Genomic DNA, 22,812 nt, shown 5'->3' on the forward strand with positions numbered 1-22,812 from the left:
TCATGACAGCTTTGGGGTCGAAAGATGACATGGAGCACTTAGAAACTTGAGTCTTGGTGTAGTCGATCTGAATCTTGGCCATGCTACGTATCAGCGAATTGCAGGGTTTTGTTGAAGAGGCGACGGCCCATAAGCCGGTAGAGCTCCGTTTCCGTAATTGGTCTAGAGATCACATAGCCTTGAGCGGTATCACACCCCATATCGGCCAGAGCCTGAAGGGTAACCATGTCTTCCACGCCTTCCGCCGTGACCTTGAGACCCAGCTTGTGGGCAAGGGCAATCGTGGAAGCAACGATGGCATGATGCCGCTCGTTCTCCAGCATGTTGCTGATGAAACTACGATCGAGCTTCACTTCATCCACGGAAAATTTGCTCAGGTAGGACAAGGACGCGTAACCCGTGCCGAAGTCATCCACGGCGCAACGGATGTTGGCCGCATGGAGTTCGGCGATGACCTCCTGGACATAGTCCTGGTCGCTGATGACACCGGTCTCGGTGATCTCAAGGCAGAGGCTGTGCGGGGGCCTGGGGGGCGCTCGCCCCTCGATAAAGTCCACCAGAGTGCCCCCCTCCATCAGGTCTCGAGGGGAAATATTGACGCTGACGCTGAATGCGGCATCGTAGGTGCGACAATGCTTGATCTCCCGGACCGCCTCCTCGATGACCCAGTGGGTGACCTGCGTAATCAGGCCGGTCTCCTCTAGCAGGGGAATGAAGTGCCCCGGGGACACCACCCCTAGTTGAGGATGATGCCAGCGGATCAGCGCTTCTGCCTCCCGGATATGCCCACTTGCCAGGTCCAGCTTGGGCTGATAAAGCAAGAACATGTCACGGGTGCCATGGCGTCGAAAGTCTCGCAGCAAAATCAAGTCGTCGGGGTTGGGCTCCAGCTGAGGGCTATAGACACACCATGACTTGTCGGTCCTCGCCGCCGACGAGAAGGCCGTCATAGCACGGCGAACCAGCTCCTCTGCCTCACGCGGGCTCATTTCGTCATCGGTGGTCCGGCTTTCACTGATCCCCATCACGACCTGTGCATCGATTTGAATCGTATCGATCTCGAACGACTCGCTCATGAGCTCGGCGATGTCCTCGTGAGGCATGCCATGCTGGCATAGGATGGCGAAGACGCCCGAGCCAAAGTGACTGACTTGCGCGAAGTTCAACTTTTCCAAGTGATGAGAAAAACCTTGTAGTAGCAACTCATGACCTAAGCGATAGCCAAGGATGCTGGTCAGTTGCTCAAGGTTCAGCAGGCGTAGCAGGATGACCGTCGGAACCCAGTCACGCTCGTCCCGGAGGCGTCGTTCCAGGCCATCAATGAAGGCCGTATGGTTGGGCAGCCCTGTGAGAGTGTCATGTCCCGCCTGATAGCGAAGCTCCGCCTCGAGCTGGCTTCGGGCCTCCAGCTCTACCGACAGTCGGCGGGTACGGTGGGACACTTGGCGTTTCAGATACCAGGAAAAGGAAAGGCCGATAAGGGCAAGCAAGAAGAGAGGCGTTACCACCCAGACGAAGGTGCGCAGTCTGTCGGTGAGACTCGGCTTCTGCCACTCCAGCTCGGGTAGCCAGCGTTGATAAATATCATAGTAAGTGCCATCTGTCTGGATCATGGCCAGCTGATGGTTCAACCAGGCCAGCAGCTCGGCGTTGCCCTTGCGGACACCGAAGACATAAGGCTGAGGCCAGAAGGGCGCGCTCGTCTGGTGCACGTCCAGCTCGGCTGCGTGGCGCCGTGAGGTATGGGTGGCTTCCACACAGGCCTCCGCCTCCCGCGCCTGCACCGCCACCACGCAGGCGTGTTCGGTGTTGACCGGGATCAGGTGCACCCCCTTGTGCTTCTCAGCGAGGCGCTCTGCAGCATAGCTCCCGACCACCACGGCGACCCGGTGTCCCTCCAGCTCCGCCAGGCTGCCGAAACGCTCACCCTCGGCATGGGAAAAAATGCCGTGGGACAGATAATAGAAAGGCTCCGTAAAGTCGAAGCGTTGGCTACGCGCTTCCGAGGCGAAGAGCGCGACGGCGTCAGCTGCGCCGGTATCGATGGCATTCAAGGCGCTTTCCCATTCCATCAACCGATGCTCGACGTCAACACCGCCACGCTGCGACATGCTTTCCTGTAAGTCGATGACGAATCCCTTCGTTTGACCCTGATGGTCGAGCCACTGGAACGGGGGGTAGGTCGCGGAGCCGGCGAAGACTACCGTGCCTTGCAGTTCGGGTTCGGCCTGCCCAACGGCAATGCCCGAGAGGAGTCCCTGCATCAGCAGAGCTCCTGTCACGAACAATCTACAGGCCTTGCTGTCTCCTTGACGCACCATCAAGTCCCCTTAGCTACGCAGCTCACCCCTAGGTTATCTTAGACATAATAGAACCTGGATGAAAGGCTCATCATCCCGCTGTAGTTGAAGTCCGGGTTTTGGCTCATGCTCTACCTAGGCCGTGACGTCCAAATAGGGTCGCTAGATGCCTGAAACTGTCCATCAGCGTTGGTTAAAATTGTCCTATCGGCCAGAAGCGGACATTGTTGCCGGTGCCCTTCTGCATTGGAGCAGGAAAGTTTGTTTTCTCTGCCCCCCCAAGGCACTGTGGAAAAGAAACCTTCGTTTCCTTTACAAAATGCTTCAATCTGGCAGTCATGCCAGGGTTAGATAGCGGACTACACCGCGGCGGCCAGCTAAGGGGGCGGGAGAACGTCAATGCGTGGTCGAACATGAGGGTCGAAAGCGCAAGAGAAGCCGCGTAATCCTGTCTATTATTAACGATTTTTATCGTTTAAAAAGCCGAACATGACAACCATGTACCCCCCTACTGCCTACTCATTAGATCCATCAGACTGAAAGAAATAACTATAAAAAACGATGATAAAAAAAGTCGGAAAATTTACCCTTTAAGGGTTTACAAACGTAAGTTTCATGATAAATTGTAGTGGATGCTCTTTGGTAAGAGCATGGTAAAGGCTAACGAAAGGAAAGGGCAATCCCATAGGAGGAGAAGCATTGTGATTTAAATCAGCTCTGTCTTCAGAGGAGAACCCTCCTTTCAGATTCCATCTGAAAAGGAGAAAAAATGGAAACATTAGTAGAGGTAATCAAAAATGCGGTAGGAAACTTTCTCGGTTCACTTCTATTCGCAAAGCTTACCGGAAGCGGTGAAACTTCAGGTGAGTCAAGAAAATCTTCATTCATTGAGCTTGAGATAAGAATGAAACCATTGAATATAAGACTGAAAAGATGGAGTGAAAAAGAGTGACATAGTTGAAGTGATGTTTAAGAAATAGTCGCCCACCCTAACGCACGAGGTGTATCATGAAATGGGTAGCGATCTACAACTAAGCCCCGCCAACAGCGGGGCTTCTTAGTTGATGGCTCTAGGAGTCTACCTCCCTGATTGATCCGTCTCTGTCCTTTTTAAACTGAGTCACCGAAGTGCTACCATCAGCATGATTCTCTTGAATGGTAAGCCCTCCTCCAGAAGCCCCAAAGAGAACTACAGAATCTAGCTCATGGGTTCTCCACCGGCCATCATACCCTCCCCAGTAGACTCTATTTCCTTCAGTCTGACACTTATACTCCCATAAGCTGTTATCATTTGGGCGACGGTAGCTGACTTTATAAACTTCGTCATTTACACGGGACGCTTTCATTATAGAGGGGCTGTGAAAGAACATTGCTCCTACAGCAGCTTTGCACACTCCTTCTTTCGAGTAATCCCCCATCGCCGCATCCTCGGAATACTCGATTTCCCTTTTACTTTCTTGGGATACCTCAGCCTCCCCTTCGCTACTGCTTTCGCTACTACCCTCTGAGAGGAATGAAAAAACCAAAAATGCAACCAGGCCATACATAACAATCGACCCAATATTTTTCATGCTCCTGCTCCCCTATTTTCTTGATCCCTTGGTAGCCTACCATGGCACGATTACCGCAGACTATTTGGTTTCTAGCCGAAACCCGGACATTCACCCCGCCCAGGGGGACGCTAGGCCATGCTCGATGCAGGATCGCCCCCGATCGCCGCTCCGAGCCCAGTCACTGAAACCCGGACAGTGCGCAGCCGCCCTTACCGCGAAGTGAACCGGCTGCCGTCGTTCGAAATTCGGACCTTTTCTGTACGTAGACAGGTTTACGGAATTTCTTTACGAAAAACCGCCCCTCCAGGGCCTCATGGAGAGGCGGTCGCTGCGTATAAAGAAAAACGACCACATTATGTAGGCCAGCTAACGGCCAGAAGCGGACTTTCGGAGAGTCCTCATGTAACGCCAATATTCAGCGGCGGCCTTTGCGTAGCGAAGCGGAGAAAAGGCCGTCCGGTGGAGTCCCGTTATGGCCGGAACGAACTGCAATGACTTGTTATGTTTTTTCATAGGGTTTGGTCACTTCTTGCTGGGCTACCTTTTGGAAAACAAATACTTTTTCCCGGGCAGACGCAACCATTCTGTCAACCAACTCTAATTCCTGATTATTTTTGTTCAGGAAAATGAATGCCTGAACGTCAGAGACCATGTTGAATGCTGCCACTCGTATGGGGTCACTTGAAATTATCTGGACTTCGTTAAATGCACGGAGATAGTCGCCGTAGGAATCAGAACCGGGAGCGCAAGTACTATAAAGATGCTGCTGAATCAGCTCTTGTGACTTGGCCAACAGATCTACGCATTTTGTTTTCTTCTCTTCCTGCAGCCTATAAAAATTCGCCTTCGCTTCCTTTCGATCTTCATGTTGTTGGCTTTTTATGAGCGTAAAAAAGGTGGCTCCGCCTGAAATCAAAGCTCCAAGGCCAATTTTAACCGCCGTATCAATAACTTGTAACCATGTTAATTCCATCGCGGCATCCGATGCTTTAGAGAAACATAACGCCCGCGTAAAGCGCGCAAGGTACGAGCGTCGCATTTGACGCGCTTGTTAGGCAACAGGGCAAGCGCCAATTTTTCGGGCGAAGTAGAACTCCTTGGCCCTAGCAATTGATTCTCTATTAACCTCCGCGAGCTGCTGCCTGCTGATCTTCTGGTCCCTTTCTCCCGCCCAAAAAGCGAATTTCGGCGAGATGGGAATGAATGCGAAGTCACTGTAGCCATCAGCCACTATAAATTCGCCATCTTTCGCCTCTATGAGGCCCCACTTGAAGTGGCTGCATGTATGCCAGCTGCTATCCAGTCTCATTTGTATTTGCACGCCAGATGTAAACCTAGAAGGGACAACTCCGCCATCTCTTACAAAGCTGCCCCACTTGCTTTCTAAATTTTCTTCCTGCTGTTTGGTTAGCATCGATCCTGAAATCCCATTCAGCAAACCATCTGGAGGATTGCTCAGATGATATTCGTGTCTAAAGCGCCATAGAAGACAGTAGCGAGAAATCGCTTCATGATTTCTTTCCGTGTAACTTTTTATATTGTCAATCTCTTCGTGGAAAGCGTCTTCTATTGGAACCAAGTAGCCTTTCTCTGCACGTTGATCCCACATGCGTTTGGTACAAAATATTTTAGCCCTTTTATGCCTCCTCACTAGCTCTCCTGACTGGAGAAGCTTTACTTCCACCTTTTTGTCAGAATCGTAAAACAGCGAAATCGCATGAGCAGTGTGGAAATGCTGTTCGATAGTAAGCTGTCTAGGATTTTTTCTTTCTGTTGGCTCGTATGGCACTCTGTCTCCTTTAGCCTAACGCGGAGCGAAGCGGCGGCCCGTAGGGGACGTCCGCCTTACGCGAATTGTTAAATTAAAGGTGCTGGTAGTCCTCGGGAACATAGCAGTATGCAACAATCTCGTACTCAGCCGCAGGATTATCAAGGTACACAATATCTCCTTCCTGCCTGATTCCCGGCATGTCTAAACCCTTAAACCTGGCCGCGAAAATTATGCCCCTCAATCCATTACCTCTTTCCTGGCAAGCATAACCAAGAGGAACGGCAGAATGCCTCGAAAACGAGCTGGATTTGAGTTCGCTTTGCGACCGGAAACCGTGATCCTTAATTGATCGTGCAAAACTTTCGCAGGTCCCGTGAAACAACACATTGGGGTCATCTTCTAGGCGACTGGGAAAAATACGATGTTCGAATTCTTCTCGTGGTTTTTCGAATCTTATTTCTTCCATGAAAAACGACCACTTAGCTAGTTGGTGGTGAGAATTCAACGATGAAGCTCAGCCGCGCGGCTTTGGCGTGTCGGTTGGAGCGTCTTGTTGGGCGTCAGTCCGAGAGCGCATCAATGCAAAGCCGAACCAGAGGGTCCACATACTCATGACAACTGAGGAGACCACCCAGAGGAGGTTCCCGAAGTCTACCCCGAACCACCTCCCCAGGGCCCAGCCAGCGAAGGACGCAACCCCCGAAATCATGGCAATCCAGGCGGACCACGCTGGTACGACTCGTTCGGAACTTTGAGCCTCGTTTCCCGAGATCACGACGATCGATAGCGCTAAGAACGCAATTCCCGACGCCTTGCCTTCGGCAAAGGCCCACCATGCCTCGAAAATCTCCTTGGTTCCGGATACTGCGGCATTGGTCACTACAGTCGCTTCAGCCACGGCAGTTGTCATGGTCCAGAGAGCGCTCACGGTCAACACCGCCCAGGCCGTCATGGTCCACCCACTTGCGGCCAGGCGTGACCCGGAGCTCAGGACGATCAGCCCCGTCACCGCAAATAGGGATAAGGAAGCGGCCGACACCCAATGGATCGCCGACCACGTTGTTGCCCCGTCGGCGATCTCTTTCATCTGGTCGCTGAGATCGTGGGCGAGGGGGCCGTGCACAATGAGTGCCGCAACAAGCAGGAAAGACGCGATCGCCAGCCAGGCCCCCGCAACTCTAAGTGCTGTATGTGTGTTCGGCATATTCTCTACTCCGTTATCAGTGCGACCCTCATTCGTGGGATCCATCTTTACGCCAGATCTTTCATCCGAGTGCCATGAATCCACCACACGCCTCGGAGTGGCCGACGCGTGGCCTATACGGTGTCGTCCAACGCTGCATTCACCGGCTTGTCCGGTGCAATGCCTTGTTAAAGCTTTTGGCCGTTACTCATCTTCGGGGCCAAAGATTTCATCTAACTTTTGACGAATCCAGTGGCTAGGCACGACATCCTCCATAGCCTCTTCAATATCTCCTCTGTCCATGTCCATTTTTAGAAGTCTTTTGAGTAGTATCTCGGCGTGATGCTTTTCGATATGCCTTCCTGATCCACGGAGCACTCCCCGGGATACCCTTCTATTTATGCTTAACACATTTTCGAGAATATCATTCAACACATCCTTATCTTCTCGAGCAGGATCTTTATCTTCCGGATCAAAGTCAATTATCTCTGAGATCTTTGACTCCAGTGACGGCCAAAGCGCATCAAAAGATTTTTCAAGCCGATCTTCCTGTATTTTCCCTTGATCTAAATGCTTATTGATTGTCTTTAGTAACTTCAGAACATCTTGTTTTTCCAGTGTTGTATGATTTAGGTGCTTAATAGGTGAGCTAGAATCTATATCGCGAACTTGAAGGTCGATTAATACAGTACATACTCTATTTTCCGTTAACCCCTTCGATAAGGCACCAGACTCAAAGAGCAGCCAAGGTTTGTTCTGATTCTCCTTTGTAACGAAAACTAAACCAAAATTAGTATCTTTAAGTTGTTCAAATATTTCATTCAACCAAATTGATCCGCGATCAATATCTTCAGAGGAGACCCATGGATCTACAGCTTGAATAACACATGGCAGCCAATCAGAAAATGCCATTGCGACCTCATGACTTTTCCTTCCTGACCAGCTTAAAAATGACTTCATTCTCGAATTACTCCTTGAGCTTTAACGCCGTGGTAAACCGCCGGGACGGAGCGCAGCGGAGTACCGGTCGGCTTCACCTATTGGTTAGATTTCTTGCTTTTAATATAGCGCCGATTGCTCGTATTTTTTGGCTTTCTTTTTCTTGGATTTTGAGGTTTCGCCTTTTTCTGGGAAAAAGCTTTTCCTATATCCAAAGCTTTTGCAATACCAGGGTTTATCATTAATTTATTTGCCGCTTTAACCTTGGGAGCTATATTGTTTGGCGATCGTTCTCTATAAGACCAATGGTAGTAGCCCTCGCCAGAATCTTCTGTCTCTTCGGAATACCCAATGATATTTACATCATAAAAGAACTGCAAGAGTGATTCTGAATCGTGCAAATATTCTTTAGCTCGAATTTTCTCACCTTTAGCCCACTTGTGAAATTCGTTATAAGCTTCATCAAACTCATCAAATGAGAACCGGGCCTTTCCATTTAAATAATGGAAAAATTTCAAATATATCCTGAAGTCTTCCTGCGTCATATAGAATGCAGAATAATTTCTTGCTTCCCCAAGCAAATAATCCGAAAAAGCTCTTGTAAACCTAGCGTTAGCGTGAAAGCCATCCTGAAAGACTGACCAATCCCCTTTGCCTGCGGATATCTGAATCTCCCTCGTGATTTTTATAAACGTGAGAATGTCACGAGGCTTTTGGAAAGTCTGCCTTAACAATTTCTTAAAAACGAGGCCACCGAGGTCCTGATCCCTATAATAGTTATTCCATGCATCTTCAGGTGAAGATTCAAATGTCTGTTGCCTAGAGAAATATCTCCCACTTACCTCAAAAAGCGGGGAACCCTTATATTCTTTCTCATTTGTGGCCCAATCTAAGTAAACAGTATTATCTTGAAGCCTAGAGTTAGAGTTATAAACATTAAGTGCGTGAAACACATCCGGGCGAACGAGAAGTACTATTTTAATGCGCCCCTTTGAATCCCTAATGCCATTAAAGAACTCCGTATTGAGTTGCCACGCGGCTTCAGATAATCCTTTTATACATTCTAGATATTCTCTGTATGATACTCTTTCAGGTCGATAATCAATCCCGTCAACGAAAAGCACATGATTATCTTTTAACTTAAGAGACGAAATGGCGGATTTTAATTCCATCTCTGTCTCTAAAAGGTGGTGTTTTAACCTTGGGGTTTTTTCGGTCTCGCTTAACGCTTCCGACGCACCCGCCTTAGCAACACCTTTTTGACCTAATTCTAGATCAAACTTATCGCTCGTAATCGCCTCAAACGCGCTTTCTATCTCAGGGTTAAGCGCATTCTTTGTCCACATTTCGATACTTTTTTCGAGATTATTATATTTACCGGTTATCCGTGAAAAGATACCTTTAGACTTATTTATAACAAGATGGCCAACAAGAAAAAGTAACATTGATCGCCATGTATTGGCGTAGTCACTATACTCAAGCTTCCCAGCTTTTTTTAAATTTATAAATCTCGCATACTGCGTTTCTGTCATCGTAGTTACTTGACATTTATTATTATCTAGAGCGTTGTTTTCTAAATAAACAGCATATGCTGTTTTCCCGGCTCCCTTCTCTCCCATCAAGAAATATGTTGAAGGGCTCAAGCACCTTTCCAAAGAGTCAGTAATCAGAAATACTTTGTTAAATAACTCCTTTTCTTTTCTTGATCGGTAGTTGAATGCATCGTTAAAGGGCTCTTGTAAAGCCCGTAATGATTTCCATGGTTTATCTATAGACATATTGTTCCTTTTGTATCCTCAAAATCTAACAGGTATTAGGCCGCGCGCTTGATATTCCACTTGAAGGCGCACGCGCGTTCAACAATGTTATCCTGCGCGCTCGAACATGTCTCATCCTATTGAAATTTATAGACATTAAGTATAGCTCGGCAGTATAACAACAATCACCGTGCATGCTGCATATCCCCAATGAACGTGCTCGCTGCCTTTACCGGCATGGCCGCTTAGGGTCGTCAGCTGTCATGGATCGCACGCTAAAGCGCCTCCTTTGGCTGCATCCCGCATGAGATTCTACGCTGGCTAAGTTGCATACGTTCCCTCAAGATTTCACCCTGACCAGCTCGCTCCAGCGCGTCGTGTACCTCGGCGACCTCCTTTCACACCGTAGCCCCCAGGCATTGTCTTGCCTAGGTAACCCTAGTCTCACCTTGTCCCTCCCCAGCTCACGATTCAGTTTGTCGACGGTAGCCATCAAGCACTGACGGCGGATGCGCTCGGACTCACTCTGTGGGGTCTCATCCAGCGAAAGCTGGCGGTGGGCGTCGGCGGTGAGGTCGAGCAGCATCACGCCGACCTTCTGATAGCGGTAGCCCGGGAGGTAGATGGCGGCGAGGCCGCGGGCGGCGGCGTGGGCGATGTCTCGGGTGTCGTCGCAGGGCCGCGCCAGGGGCACCACGACGCTGTTGCGGTACTGGGGCTGGCTCGGCTGGAAGGGATTGGTGCGCACGAACACCATCACCGCGCTGGTCACGCTGCCCTGGCGGCGCAGCTTCTCCCCGGCGCGGGCGGCGTGCTGCCGAACGGCTTCACGCAGATCGGCGGGATCGCCGGTCAGGCGCCCGAAGGAGCGCGAGACCATGATCTGCTGCTTCGGCACGGCCATGTCATCGACCGTGACAGCGGGGTGGCCGCGCAGCTCCCAGACGATGCGCTCCGAAACTACCGAGAAGGCGCGACGGATCCGCTTGGGGTCGGCCTCGTGCAGCTGCCAGGCGGTTTCGATGCCCATCAGGGCCAGGCGCTCACCGGTGCGCCCGGCCACGCCCCAGAGCTCGGTCACGGGCAGTTCGTGAAGCAGCGACCGCGTGGCGGGCCCGTCAGCATCCAGCAGGCAAACGCCCTCGTAGGCGGGAATCTTCTTGGCCGCCCGGTTGGCCACCTTGGCCAGCACCCGGGTCGGTGCAAGGCCCACCGACACCGGAATCCCCGTCCACTGCTTCACCGTCTCGCGCAGGCGCTGGCCGCGTTCTTCCAGCGTGGCTGGGTCGAAGCCCTGGAAGCCGACGAAGCTCTCGTCGATGGAGTAGACCTCGACATGCGGCGAGAACTCGCCGAGCGTCTGCGTCACCCGCCGGCTCATGTCGCCGTATAGCGCGTAGTTGCTGGACAGCAGCACGGCCTGGCGGCGGATGTGCGGTGGCAGCAGGTGCATGGCCGCGCCCATTTCGACACCCAGGCTCTTGAGCTCGTTACTGCGGGCGACGATACAGCCGTCGTTGTTGGAGAGCACGCCGACCGAGCGCCCTTCGAGCCGGGGATCGAAGACCCGCTCGCAGCTGACGTAGAAGTTGTTGCAGTCGACCAGGGCGATCATGCCGGCGCGCCCGGTAACGCGTGGACGACGTGGGTGACCACGCCCCAGACATGGGCTTCTCGGCCCTCCAGCGGCATCGGCCGGAAACTCGGGTTGGCCGCGACCAGATAGTAGCGCTGTCCCACTTTCTCGAGGCGCTTGACGGTCAGTTCGCCGTCCAGGGCGATGATCACTACCCGGCCCGGACACGGCTCCAGGCTGCGGTCGACCACCAGCAGGTCGCCGTGGTGGATGCCGTCACCGCGCATGGAATCGCCCTCGGCGCGCACGAAGAAGGTCGCCGCCGGTCGCTTGACCACATGGGTGTGCAGGTCGATGTCGGTATCGAGGTGATCATCGGCGGGGCTAGGGAAGCCCGCCCTGACGCGGCTGCCGAGCAGCGGCTGGGTGTTGCCGCCGGCGTTGGCTGCGGCGTGGCCGAGCACGCCGGCGGGAGTGTCCAGGGTCAATGACATGCCATATGCTCCTGCGAATACTATATATACATACAGTATCCGAGCCGCAAACACATCCTGCAAGCCGAAAAAGCCCCCAGATCGAGGGCCGGCGGGCCGATGGCGTCTGGAGCCCCACTGTCAGGCCTGGCATGCGCGGCTCAGGGGGCCATACCCGCCGGCTCCGCATCGCATAGGACACGCCAGCGCCGCCTGCCGCGCGCGATCGACGACGGCAGCTGTGGATCATCGCCGAGTCCCAGGCGTCGACCCGTCTCATCCACTGCAGAGCAAGCCGCTGCCGCGGATGTCAGCGAGTCGCTCGCCACCGATGCCGCGGATGGCCGTGAGGTCGTCGGGGGAATCCCAGGGGCGACCGGCGATGATGGCGTCGGCTCGCGCTGGCCCCACATGCGGCAGTCGCTCCAGGGTGGTGGCGACGCTGTCGTTGAGACTGATGCAGCGCGGGCTCTCCCTCGTCGCCTGGCGGCCGGCCGCAGCGCGGATCGGCGTCAGATCGGCCCCGCCGAGACCGAGGTACACCGGGACATGGTCCGAGATGCGCTCGCGGGCCGTGTCATGGTCCAGCGGCAGCAGATCCGGGAAGCGCAGGATGCCGTGGCCGCTGGGGCTCAGGCGCTCGGCGTCGTACCACAGATTGTCGTAGAGGTTGGCGTACTCGCCGATAGTAGTGGCTAGGGTCGTGCGTCCCGCGGTGATCGCCGGCTGGGCGCCGCGTTCACGCAGCGGCGCCCAACCGTCATGATCCGGCGCCAGGTTGAAGTCGCCCATCAGCAGACGCGGCGTGTCCGGGAAGGTCTCGCCCAGCCAGTCCCAGTAGTCGGCCAGGGCGTCGATCTCAGGCAAGCGGTCGCCGACACTGTCGCCGTAGACCACATGGACGGTGGCGGCGGTGAAGACCAGGTCGGTGTCGCGGTCACGGAAGCGGGCTGAGTAGGGCTCGCGGCTGAAGACATCGCCGTGGTCGAGGAAGACCACCGCGCCGTCCGCGTAGGCCACCTCGCTCTCGCGCCACAGGAAGCCATAGTGCTCGGTGTAGGAACTCCGGCCCAGCTCCTGGCTGGCCATCGACGACCACGCCTCGCCGGACACCGCCTCGAGGGTCGACTCCAGGCGTGCCAGGGCCGAGGTGTCCATCAGTTCCTGGATCGCCAGGAGATCGAAGTGATTGGCGACGTGCGCCACCTCGGGGAAGGCCTTGTCGTTGTTCCACCCCAAATGCTCGATGTTCCAGCTGCCGATGAGAACATCGGCCGGCGCGGCCGGCGGGGTCATGACGACCAGCGTCACGAGCCATCGAATGCGCATCCTGCCTCCATGCAAAATCGCCATGGTGGCGATGGCGTCGGGGAAGATCAATCGCTTCGGACCAGGCAAGTGGGCAATCACTGATATCGAGACGCCCCAGCGAGACGGGGGGCAGGTTGTCTCTCGTGTCGGGCATGCCAAGAGGCCGTCGATGCGCTAGAGGGTCACGGGCTCGATGAGATCGGCACCCTCGTGGGCGACACGGTTCACGCGGGTCGACACCGGCCAGACTGTGAGCGTCCCGGCGTCGAGATGGTGCACCGCCGAGCGGATGGCCTCGCGCTCGGTCAACGCCGGGTCGAGCCAGGCGGCGAGGCTGTCGTCATCGAGCACCAGGGGCATGCGATCGTGGATGTCACGGGCGATGCCGCGAGCGGGCTCGGTGATGATCGCGCAGCAGGCCGTCTCATCCGCATAGCGCTCCCAGATCGCGCCCAGAAACAGCGGCTGCCGGTCCTCGCGACAAAGGAAATACGGTTGCTTGCCGCCCTCCGCCGGCTTCCACTCGTACCAGCCATCGGCGGGGATCAGGCAGCGGTGTTTGTGGAAGGCGCCGCGGAAGTACTTCGACGTGTCCAGCCGCTCGGCACGGGCGTTGATCGGCTCCGGGCCACTCTGGCCGGCCCAGTGGGGCCGGTAGCCCCACCACAGGCGGTCGAAGCGCGGCTCGGCGTCGGGCTCGGGGCGGCAGATTCCGGCGATCCAGGTGCCGGGGGAGATGTTGTAGCGGGGCTGCCAGGCCGCCTCAGGCTCAGGCAGGCCGAGCCACCGTGACACGGCCGGTGGCCGGCTGAACAGGGCGAAGCGTCCGCACATGCCGTCTCTCCTCTTCGACCACACAACCGAATTCCCAAGGCCGGTTACTATATAAGCGAAATATACATGTGCCATGATTGGCGGACCAGGGAACTCCGATGGGCCGCACAGGGAAACACATGAAGACCTATTTCATCCGCCACAGCTCTGAACTCGATATCGACCAGGCAATGCTCAAGCATATGTGGGATGAGCAGTATGCCGGAATCCATTACCCCCACGACCGGCATGGCAGCCTACTCGAAGAAGATAACGCCAGTCTCGACCCTGAGGACTACGTCAGCAGTGGCCGGAGCAGCCTGTCCATCTTGAAGAACCTCGGGGATGAGGGCGGCTATGTCTACTCTACCTACCGTGGCATACCTGGCGCCAAGCTTGGCGTCGTCCGGCCCGGCAGTCAGATCCAACTACTGCGAGGGACGTGGGGGAAGAAGCACAGTCTCCAGGGTCGCGAAGCTGTGCTCAAGGTGATTCGGCTCGACAAGGTGATCAATCTCTCCGCCACAGAGAGCCTGCCGCTGTCGACGGTTCAACCTCGTCAGGGAACGATCTGCCAATGGCACAAGATAAACAAGCGCGTGCAAGCCCTTCTCGAAGGGGAGTCCTCTGGAGGCGTGGACAGCCTGACGCCCGACCTTCAGGAAGTGATGTGCATGGAGTTCTTGCGGACGTCGGCCGCCGCCGAGGCAGGGCTGCCAGTGTTGCAATCCACACTCGCCCCGATCGGTCGCACCATGCCGGATGTCGACATCTTCGGCCTCTCGCCCACAGGCCAGCCGGTGGTTGCCCAAGTCACCTACCACACGCTCGAACAGAGTAAGAGGAACGGCAAGCTGGGTAAGCTCGATGCCTATGATCGGGATGGCGCCGAAACCATCCTGTTCTGCCGATGTGATGCCCCCTCGAAAGTCGGTGATCATCTGGTGTTTCCGTTGGGGGAGGTGTATCGCTCGTTCTGTGAGGGGAGTTCGGAGGGCAAGGCGTGGTTGGCCGCAGTGTCCGGCTGATCAGTCTTCCAGGTCGCCGGCAGCCTCCAGCACCAGGCGCTCGATGATGTCATCCCGCGATACGCCGCGGCGCCGGGCCAGGTAGCGGAGCACCTGGTGCGCCCGCGGCGACAGGTCGAGCACGAGCGGCGGCGGCGCTTGCCAGTGCGAGGGTGACTCATCGGCTCCCAGCCAGTCGATGATCTCCCGGTACCTCATCTCCCCCAGCCCGTTCTCGACACCCGCATAGAGTTGCCCACGCTGGAAAGCGTGCTGCACTTCCTCGCGGGAATGCAGCCCCATGGCCTTGAGGTAGTTCGCCAACCGGGTGGGCAGCCCCTCGTGCCAGGGGTGGAGTTCGCGGTAGGCCTCCGGTCCATGGTCGATCCAACTCGCCGCTGTGTCAGGCTTCACCTGGAAGGCAGTGGCAATCTCCTCCAGCGACCAGCCCCACTCGTGCAGCTGATAGGCCTTCCACTTCTGCCTGGGATTCCGCATGCCTCGCCCTCCTGGCCATGCATCACCCACACGATAGCAAAGCGGCCGGGGCTCGACATGGCTGGCATAGGGCTATCGGCACGGCGGATGGCATCAAGGGGAGGAGGCTCGCTGAAGCAACTATGGGTGAGCGCTGGACGGCTGGGCAGCGCTCACGCCGGGAGAGGCACGAGCCGACCTTGGCGCGAGCGCGAGTGTGCCGACGGGGAAAGCGCAGGACCAGTGCCACCGAGACAGCCCTGAACGAAGCGGGGTCCAGCGAAAAGGACGAGCCGGTGAACCAGGCCGAGCTGGAGCAATATTCACGTGGCAGCTGCTATCGGCCCCTAGCTATGTGGATTGTGTCGAAATACGGGTATTATTCGCTCATGTCGTGAGCTACAAGGGGGCATATGCGGCTCATCCCTCTGCCCCGAGAGGCTCGTCCTCGTAGATCCACCGGCCAGCACGGGCAGAGCCTGAGGCGAAGCTTTCCTTACCGACGAGCAAAGCAACCTGGCACCAGGCTCTCCTCTCATCGAGGACTAGAAGTGGCCATCTGGTGGCCGATGCGAAGCATCGATTAGCGGCAATTATCGGATTTCCGATAAAACATGATAATCCTTTTCCGCCAATGCGTTTCGTAGCTTCTTGATCAATACTGGTGGAATACTCAACATTGCCAAGAGGGATCGGCCAGGGGGTACACCTCGAAGTTCATGAACAGGTGGCAGCGTCCTTCGTTGGGCTCCCCCAGCCATTCCCAGCCCATGGACACCTCGTCAAGGGCCACGGCGGCCTTACGCTTGGCAGTCCATTACTTGATCGGGTTGTCGTCGCTCATCCTAATCCTCCTGATGGCTGCACTATATCCAGTGCAGCTATGGCGGGGGAATCACTACGACATATCGCCACTACTGCCCATGCAATCTCGACAACCCAGGTTGATGATTTCCGTTTGCCTACCAGGAACCCGGCATGGCTAGGATGCGCCGATAGGTCTCATCGAGTGAACGAAAATCCCCCTGGGCCATGACCTCCAATGGGGAACGGCCATTGAAAAAGCCATTGTGATTGGCCATTCCCATGAAACCGTAGCAATTGTGGGGATTATCGAACACCACTCGCAGCGTGGCATGAAGGTTCAAAATCATACTGATGCGGGTCAGCTGCTCCTCTTCGAGGCAGATATCTCCAACGACATCCTGCTCTGCTACCCTGACGTAGGTATCCAAATCGATACCCAGGATAGCGGATCCCTGCTCGTTGGCCGCACCCCACTTTTCTAGAATTAACACGGCAGTCTTAAGGCCGACCCTGGCCAAGGCAGGGTTTGTGGAATCGTGTGTGGTTGCGTGTCTCATGCCTGTACCTTCTGGGCTACGTATTCCATTATCTTAGGATAGGTCACGGTTCATCATCTCCACTCTGACGACCGTCTCCCTGCCATCTATACTCCGAATGGTGATGCACATCACTTAATCACTGTGCCGAAGTGAGGGTACTGCTCTCGGCCAAGAACGGACGTTGAGAACACCCTGATATATAATGGACCGGGCCGTCAGCCGCCGCCGAAGGCGGCCGGTTGCACGACCCGGTTATACGGTATCCATGATCTGGACCTCTGAATTACAGTGTCTCGTCATCCAAGGGCCCGCGCTCAGGCCTCAACGAATATAGGGTGTACTTCCACAAGGGGAAATATTCATTGGTATACTTTGAGCACGGCGATAGCTCCATACTGTGCTCAACCTCGTATTGCACAACTGCCTGAGAGGGGTCTACCGTTGAAAGCTCAGCTAGGATTAACTCTTTGAAGTGCGGATCACTGCTCACTATTTCCTGGGCTATTCTAATGGCTTTTTCTTTGTATTCCTGATCTACTTTTTCAAAGCACCTACTCCAGTCAATGGAAGGGTTTTTTATGGTAGGATTGTTTCCCGAAAATTCTTCCAGTAATTTTTTCTCAAACCGATAAGACCCATGAACCCGAATGACTTCAAAGAATTTAGGCACCCGTTTCTTGGTCATCTCGTAGATTTTCGCTCTAACTTCTCCACTTACGTTTAGGCCAAAAGTAATACTTCTTACAGCTCGAAAGTCGTGAGGGACTTGACCATTAAGGTTATCCAGAAGAACGCGAAACTCCTCCTCATTACACCAACGGGGCGACTTGTGCCCAAGCATCGCTCTTACAACTTCATCAGCATTTTGTAGCAGGCACCTCAGATCTAAGGTTGGCGGATGTTCCTTGTAGCAAACATCGAAGCAGTGTATGTGACCTTTAGGTGCGAACCGCTTGAGAAGGTCAAGATCATATTCAATTACAAGACCGCAATGACTATTACCGTAGTGAGACCACATAAGCTCGTCAACAGGGTTCTTCGATAGGGAAAAAACACCGCTATTGTCTGTAGATTGCACAATTTGTCGAGCTGCGTCATATAGAGACCTTGATAACTCGGCACGTTCTCCGAATGCTGTCACACTTTGAAGAAAGGTATTAATACCATCCTGAAGTTGATTGTTAAAAATCCCTTCATTTGGATCATTGAGCAGCGTCCTTGCCGGAAGGTAGAAGTAACTTTCCGCAATTGGCTCAATTACATTCTGGATAGACCTTTCGTCTAACCTCCCAGCCGCATCCAAATTCAGAGGCTTGTATTTGAAGTAGCTCGACACCTGTGACCTCGCATAGTTGAATGAAATTAAGCTGTTCTCAGGTGCGTTCACTTAGACGCACAAATACCTTAGGGACATTCTACTTTACCCCGCTTGTCTGAAAAAATACACGCACCCAATTACTTACGGATAGCTAGTTTCGGCCATAAGCAGACGATTTGTGGCAGCTGACGGTTGAGATAACGCGCTGAGCGACACGAGGTCCTGTTGAGCGATTTGTTAGCGGAAACGCATACCCTCCCTAGGGTTGGACTGCCAGTAGCCCATCGCAGAGGACTCGGATCGCATTCGTGCAGCCAATCAAACATCCAAGTCCTTGAGATCACGGTACAGCTGGCGCAGGTCGTCTTCGGCAATGTCGATCAGTGGCTCATACATGAAGGCGTTCAGGTGTAGATGCTCTGGCGTGATTAGGACTGTCCTATGCAAGGGATCATAGGATTCGTGGGTCACACCATGCTCGTCTCGAAACGCGTTGAACAAGCGCCGTGTCTGGTTCCTGTCGAGGTTGATCCCCTGGTTTTCCCCAAGAACCGCGAGCATGTGCTTGTCAGCTAAGAGTCGGCATGCCATGGCCAAGACCACCTTGTTGGGGAAGTTCATTCCCTCGCCGGCCCCTATGCAATAATCCGCCGTTTCTAGGATGAGGCCCCATACGGGTTTGTTCGGCTCTGGCCACGCAACGTCCGCGTCAAATAATTCATTGTAGACGTTATCCAATTGCGCATTGATTACTTTGTCTGTCCCGTCTTTCCAATGCAGAAGCGCCGTGAGAAGTGCATAATTCTCACTTCCCTCGCCGCTCGTGTATTCGACTAGATTTCGCATAAAAGGGATTGATGCGAGGCGCTTCAGTGCGTCTTCTTCGAAGTGCACTTTCCAATCCTTAACGAAGATGTTGTTCAACCCCTCGATTTGCGCGAGGCGGATTCCATCGCTTCCCTTCATAGCGATCTTGCAGCGGCTCCTAGCCACAACGCTTCCGTTCACGGACCGCAAAAAGTCAAAATTGTGCGTAAGAATGATTGCCCTGGCTTCAGACCATTCTCTGATTTCTTCCAAGTAGCGAACGATGGCATACTTATTCTTGTAATCAAACGAATCGGCAACGTCATCGAAGACGAATAGGGTCGGCATGTTTTCCTTGCGCCGAGCTTCCACTTCGAACAACACATCTAGGAGATACATTGCTCGTCGCTCCCCCTGACTCAATGCCTTCAGAAGCACATCACGCTCAACGTCGACCGGCGCCGCTGCAGCCTCTTGGAACTTGAAACCCAGCTCCATAGCATTGACTTTGCCAAGCACGAGATCCACGCGGTTCTTCGCTTCTAGACGGAAAGGAACGGAGAATCGCTGATTAAAAACATCAATAACGTATTCCCATTGCGTTTGCTCCTGCTTGGCCTGTTCTTGAATCTCGGTTCGTTCGACTCTGGCCGCTTCGTAGGCATTTACCAGCGCCTGGAAGGAGTCCTTGTTCGCGACAAAGTATGAGAGCCAAACTTCTTGCTTCAACTGTTGATAGTTGGCCAGCATCGGAACAATCTCGGGGTGGCAATCGAGGCAGGCCTTGAATTTTCTGACCTGGTCATTTGCCTCCAGAAGTTTTCCGATACGGTCATACTTTTGCTTAAGGCCTTCGTCATCGGAAATTCTATCCTTCTCGGCTTGCACTAGTTGCGCAAGGTCCTCCTTTGACGCAATCCGCGTCGTAGGTTCGCCCTCAGCCGTTTCGGAACGTAATTCAACTGCATGGTTCGCTTCAAAGAAACCATGCTTGTCCAGAGCGAACGCCACTTGCTCCGCACCGTAGTACGAAAAAGTATCCCGACTGAAGAACTGGGATTCATCCAGCAAGGTGTTGAGTCTAGCCACATAATCCTTCAAGAGCTCTTGGACTTCGGTTTTTCCGAGTAGCTCCTTCACCTTGTCGTTGAACAAGTCAGAGTATGGAATCTCCGAGAACGGGGCGTCATCAGACTCGCCGACTTCATCCTTGACTCTACAGAGGGCATCAAGCAGGGCATTCGTCTTCCCCCCCATGAAGGTGCTTGAGATTTCTTCCTCAACCCCCTTCCGTTTTCCACAGGTGGATTGCATGTCCTTAATGAAGCACTCGACCTTTTCGGCCAGGTCGACCTCAATAGTCTGATACCGATCTCGAAGCTGCGGATTGACGAGGAGGGTCGACACCCTTGCCGTCTGGCCAAATGATTCCGTGTAGGGCGGTATCACAACAATCTGGTCGGCATCAAGTGAGGTTCCTGACTCAGTTCTAACCTCGCAAATCGTTTCCCGATCCGGGTACATTTCATCAGACGGGAGTCTTCCGGATGCAAGGTCTTGGAACGTCCTTGAAAGCGATGTCTTCATCGTGCCGTTCGCTGCATAAATGGCGAACGTCCCGTTCTTGTCTGCTTCAAGAATCTCATCCAAACTTTGGATTCCGTAGCAGTGTTGTAGCTTGAGGGAAAGCGTTTGAAACGGCACTCAATCGACCTCCTCTATAGTTGTGATTATGTCAGCTTTGGGTCGTCAGTTGCTGCACCAGACCTATCTGGTATAGCCTGAAGTTAAGGATGCAGCCAAAAGCGGAAATTATTACTCCACATCTAATAAAGGCTTAAATAGATTAAGAAGTGCTGCATCATCAAATTGATACAAACCTTCTTTTCTATTGCCCAATGTCGGGGCATGGGCCTCTAACTCCGCCTCTTCCTCTTGAACTTCTAAAATGCGTGAATCTACAACCTCGATTGCCTTATCGATATCTGAACCCTCAATCCCTCTTCGTTCTCCTAGCTTTTTAAGCATCTCAATGTGATCTTGCAATGTTGATTCAGAATCAATATCTGAAACAATCTCGGACACATCGTCAAACTCCCTTTGTATTAACTCTAAGAACACATCGTTCACGTCAGCGCTCAAGTGGCATCCCCATTCATCAATTGTGTCAGATATTCTTTCTAAGTCATCAGAAGCCAGGGATTGTTCAAGCATTAACTTGAAAGAGGATTCTAAAGCATCAGCCAATTCATCCGCACAAGAAAGTTCTTTATAATAATCACCATCCCTTAGTTTGTATATAAGCTCTACAGCTTCATCCCCATCTCTCCATGGACTTAAGCCGTCAACTGGGTTATAAGATAAAAATAACGCATAGCTCGAAAATTCCTGGCATTTTGTTACCTGCCACCATTCCAGCAATAATAGGATTCTATCCGTATTAGAAAGGCCTGCTATACTTATGCTGTAGCCAATACTTGTTTCTTCCCGCTTCCACACAGGAAGTTCTAAAAACATTTTTGCTACATCCCTAAAAGAGATGGAATATGTTGTTAGTTGATACTCACCACTATTAAGTAATTTCTTTCCAAATGACCATAAAGCACTGGCCCAATCGGTACGTACAGCACAAGGTGGAAATTCAGATATTAAAGTTGGATCCATTAAATATTCTGACAAATAGTCCTTAAGCGAAGGGTTAATAAACGAAACTTTTCTATTGCTGATGGAAATAAAACTACCTTCCAATATTTTTAATGATTCCTCAAAGTCTTTTGGGCCGTAAGATTCTCCATACTTCATAGACAAGCGAGCGTGCAGACCGTTATACACCGCTTCTAAATCGTCAGTAGAAACCCCGTATTCAGAGCAGAAAAACAAAGCTAAAAGGAGGTGTTGGCATCGTTTGGTAAGATGGTCTCGAAAAGCCGTATCCCACAGTCGCTGAGGATTATCTAACGCATCAAGAAAATATTTGGGGTATTCGTCTGGAGCAATATCTACAAATCTTGTTTCATCTGTCATCCACTCAATAATTCTTGGATTATAGTTTTTATGATCGACTACTTTTTTAATCACCCCATCCCTAAGAAGAGCTGATATGTATTGCCTGGGCACTTGAGAAACCACTAGATGATTGTATAGAATTCTAGCTTTAATATGGCGAGTATAAATCCCAACATCAAGTGTATATTTGCTTATATCAAGTACTGGGCTTGCCAAATGCTCAGAGCTACGCCTAGCTTCTTCAAATATGTATGCTCTAGTTGTGAGGACAAATCTTGCATTTGCTGATTTTCTAATTCGGGTTAAAAACTTATATAAATCTGAATCCTTTTGTGAAAGGGCATGTTTATTTAATGCCACCCGGCCTAGAAAATCATCGAAAATAAATATTTGCTTTTTAGCATCATCTATTGATGAAAATCCATCATCAAGAAAACGAATGGCTTTTAGCTCCCAACCCTCAGAAATATAAGCAAATGAAAGCATTTCGGCCAAAGTTGTTTTACCTACACCGGGAGGTCCAGAAATAATGAGAACATGGTTTCTCTCAAGTATCTTCTGCCCCTCACCTAAACTTGGGTTAGGTGCATAAACTTTTAGCTTATCCTCTATTTCTCCTATAGTTAGGTTGTTATAAACGTGAGAAGCTGAATGAATGATTTGTTCGAGTACCGAGGCACTCGCTAACCATAACTTTATGTGTGACTTTTCTACATCTGGGAATTTTCTTATTAATGCGTTTAAATCCTCTGGACCAAAAATATCACTTTCAGCAATATTATCTTCACCTAAAGCCTCTACTAATTTAGTCTTCTTCATTGGAGATAAAGGGTGAGAGGTAACCAAAATGTACCTAGAGGCATTTAGCTTGTTAATTGCCTCCCTCTCACGCCTCATCCTACTTTTCAAGGTCGAGAACGGAGAACTTGAATAATGTTTTGCCTGTAGGACTGTTAGATTTGAGCCTTTAGAGTGCCGCCCATCCATTCCGCCATCTGGGCCTTCGGAGAATGCTTCAAACCTCACACCTAGCTCTTTACCAATTAAATCACGAGATAGGTCCTCAAAATCAGCAAAGCTAAGGTTTTTAAAATCGTAATAAGCCACTGCTAATTCCTATTACTGATCAAAAGTAGACACAAATATTTCTTCAAGCTCTGAAACCCATGAGACCC

Annotated in this window: 18 protein-coding genes; 2 read left to right on the plus strand and 16 right to left on the minus strand. The window is 52.5% G+C overall.

Annotated features, from left to right (window positions below; translation table 11 throughout):
• Positions 1 to 83: 83 nt before the first annotated feature.
• Positions 84 to 2,264, minus strand: coding sequence for a putative bifunctional diguanylate cyclase/phosphodiesterase (locus OCT48_RS14545; RefSeq protein ID WP_263589846.1), 2,181 nt, complete (start codon positions 2,262 to 2,264; stop codon positions 84 to 86).
• A gap of 805 nt (positions 2,265 to 3,069) precedes the next feature.
• Between OCT48_RS14545 and OCT48_RS14550 the strand changes: the two genes are divergently transcribed.
• Positions 3,070 to 3,252 carry a hypothetical protein gene (locus tag OCT48_RS14550; RefSeq protein ID WP_263589847.1) on the plus strand — a complete coding sequence of 61 codons (183 nt, stop codon included), beginning with the start codon at positions 3,070 to 3,072 and terminating at the stop codon, positions 3,250 to 3,252.
• 118 nt (positions 3,253 to 3,370) lie between these two features.
• Here OCT48_RS14550 and OCT48_RS14555 read toward each other — a convergent pair whose 3' ends face one another.
• The 10 genes from OCT48_RS14555 to OCT48_RS14600 all read right to left on the minus strand — a co-directional run bounded on the left by OCT48_RS14555 (position 3,371) and on the right by OCT48_RS14600 (position 13,697).
• A complete protein-coding gene (locus OCT48_RS14555) occupies positions 3,371 to 3,871 on the minus strand; it encodes a hypothetical protein (protein WP_263589848.1) in 501 nt (166 codons plus the stop codon).
• Between the two features lie 481 nt (positions 3,872 to 4,352).
• Positions 4,353 to 4,826: a peptidase M14 gene (locus OCT48_RS14560; protein WP_263589849.1), complete on the minus strand. Its 474-nt coding sequence runs from the start codon at positions 4,824 to 4,826 to the stop codon at positions 4,353 to 4,355.
• A gap of 78 nt (positions 4,827 to 4,904) precedes the next feature.
• The gene (locus OCT48_RS14565; protein WP_263589850.1) at positions 4,905 to 5,642 is read right to left on the minus strand and encodes a hypothetical protein; all 738 of its coding nucleotides are present in this window, start codon (positions 5,640 to 5,642) and stop codon (positions 4,905 to 4,907) included.
• A 496-nt stretch (positions 5,643 to 6,138) separates the two neighbouring features.
• Positions 6,139 to 6,828 (minus strand): hypothetical protein, encoded by a 690-nt coding sequence (locus tag OCT48_RS14570; RefSeq protein WP_263589851.1) that lies wholly within the window; start codon positions 6,826 to 6,828, stop codon positions 6,139 to 6,141.
• Between the two features lie 183 nt (positions 6,829 to 7,011).
• Positions 7,012 to 7,767 carry a hypothetical protein gene (locus tag OCT48_RS14575; RefSeq protein WP_263589852.1) on the minus strand — a complete coding sequence of 252 codons (756 nt, stop codon included), beginning with the start codon at positions 7,765 to 7,767 and terminating at the stop codon, positions 7,012 to 7,014.
• Between the two features lie 77 nt (positions 7,768 to 7,844).
• Positions 7,845 to 9,524, minus strand: a complete 1,680-nt coding sequence (locus OCT48_RS14580) for a P-loop ATPase, Sll1717 family (RefSeq protein WP_263589853.1) — start codon at positions 9,522 to 9,524, stop codon at positions 7,845 to 7,847.
• Positions 9,525 to 9,843: 319 nt separating this feature from the next.
• The gene (locus OCT48_RS14585) at positions 9,844 to 11,118 is read right to left on the minus strand and encodes a Y-family DNA polymerase (RefSeq protein WP_263589854.1); all 1,275 of its coding nucleotides are present in this window, start codon (positions 11,116 to 11,118) and stop codon (positions 9,844 to 9,846) included.
• The gene (locus OCT48_RS14590) at positions 11,115 to 11,573 is read right to left on the minus strand and encodes a LexA family protein (protein ID WP_263589855.1); all 459 of its coding nucleotides are present in this window, start codon (positions 11,571 to 11,573) and stop codon (positions 11,115 to 11,117) included. The genes OCT48_RS14585 and OCT48_RS14590 overlap by 4 nt, the downstream gene beginning before the upstream one ends.
• A gap of 255 nt (positions 11,574 to 11,828) precedes the next feature.
• On the minus strand, positions 11,829 to 12,881 hold the full coding sequence (locus OCT48_RS14595; protein ID WP_263589856.1) for an endonuclease/exonuclease/phosphatase family protein: 1,053 nt from the start codon (positions 12,879 to 12,881) through the stop codon (positions 11,829 to 11,831).
• 156 nt (positions 12,882 to 13,037) lie between these two features.
• Entirely contained in the window at positions 13,038 to 13,697 is a 660-nt protein-coding gene (locus tag OCT48_RS14600) for an SOS response-associated peptidase (RefSeq protein ID WP_263589857.1), read from the minus strand.
• Between the two features lie 119 nt (positions 13,698 to 13,816).
• Between OCT48_RS14600 and OCT48_RS14605 the strand changes: the two genes are divergently transcribed.
• Positions 13,817 to 14,704, plus strand: coding sequence for a hypothetical protein (locus tag OCT48_RS14605; RefSeq protein WP_263589858.1), 888 nt, complete (start codon positions 13,817 to 13,819; stop codon positions 14,702 to 14,704).
• Here OCT48_RS14605 and OCT48_RS14610 read toward each other — a convergent pair whose 3' ends face one another.
• The 5 genes from OCT48_RS14610 to OCT48_RS14630 all read right to left on the minus strand — a co-directional run bounded on the left by OCT48_RS14610 (position 14,705) and on the right by OCT48_RS14630 (position 22,744).
• Entirely contained in the window at positions 14,705 to 15,181 is a 477-nt protein-coding gene (locus OCT48_RS14610; RefSeq protein WP_263589859.1) for a hypothetical protein, read from the minus strand.
• A gap of 941 nt (positions 15,182 to 16,122) precedes the next feature.
• On the minus strand, positions 16,123 to 16,524 hold the full coding sequence (locus OCT48_RS14615; RefSeq protein ID WP_263589860.1) for a hypothetical protein: 402 nt from the start codon (positions 16,522 to 16,524) through the stop codon (positions 16,123 to 16,125).
• Between the two features lie 265 nt (positions 16,525 to 16,789).
• Positions 16,790 to 17,842, minus strand: a complete 1,053-nt coding sequence (locus OCT48_RS14620; RefSeq protein WP_263589861.1) for a DUF2971 domain-containing protein — start codon at positions 17,840 to 17,842, stop codon at positions 16,790 to 16,792.
• 300 nt (positions 17,843 to 18,142) lie between these two features.
• Positions 18,143 to 20,335 carry an AAA family ATPase gene (locus OCT48_RS14625; protein WP_263589862.1) on the minus strand — a complete coding sequence of 731 codons (2,193 nt, stop codon included), beginning with the start codon at positions 20,333 to 20,335 and terminating at the stop codon, positions 18,143 to 18,145.
• A 111-nt stretch (positions 20,336 to 20,446) separates the two neighbouring features.
• On the minus strand, positions 20,447 to 22,744 hold the full coding sequence (locus tag OCT48_RS14630; protein ID WP_263589863.1) for a restriction endonuclease: 2,298 nt from the start codon (positions 22,742 to 22,744) through the stop codon (positions 20,447 to 20,449).
• Positions 22,745 to 22,812: the final 68 nt, after the last annotated feature.

Origin of the sequence: Halomonas sp. M4R1S46, assembly GCF_025725685.1 — a bacterium.
Taxonomy (GTDB): domain Bacteria; phylum Pseudomonadota; class Gammaproteobacteria; order Pseudomonadales; family Halomonadaceae; genus Halomonas.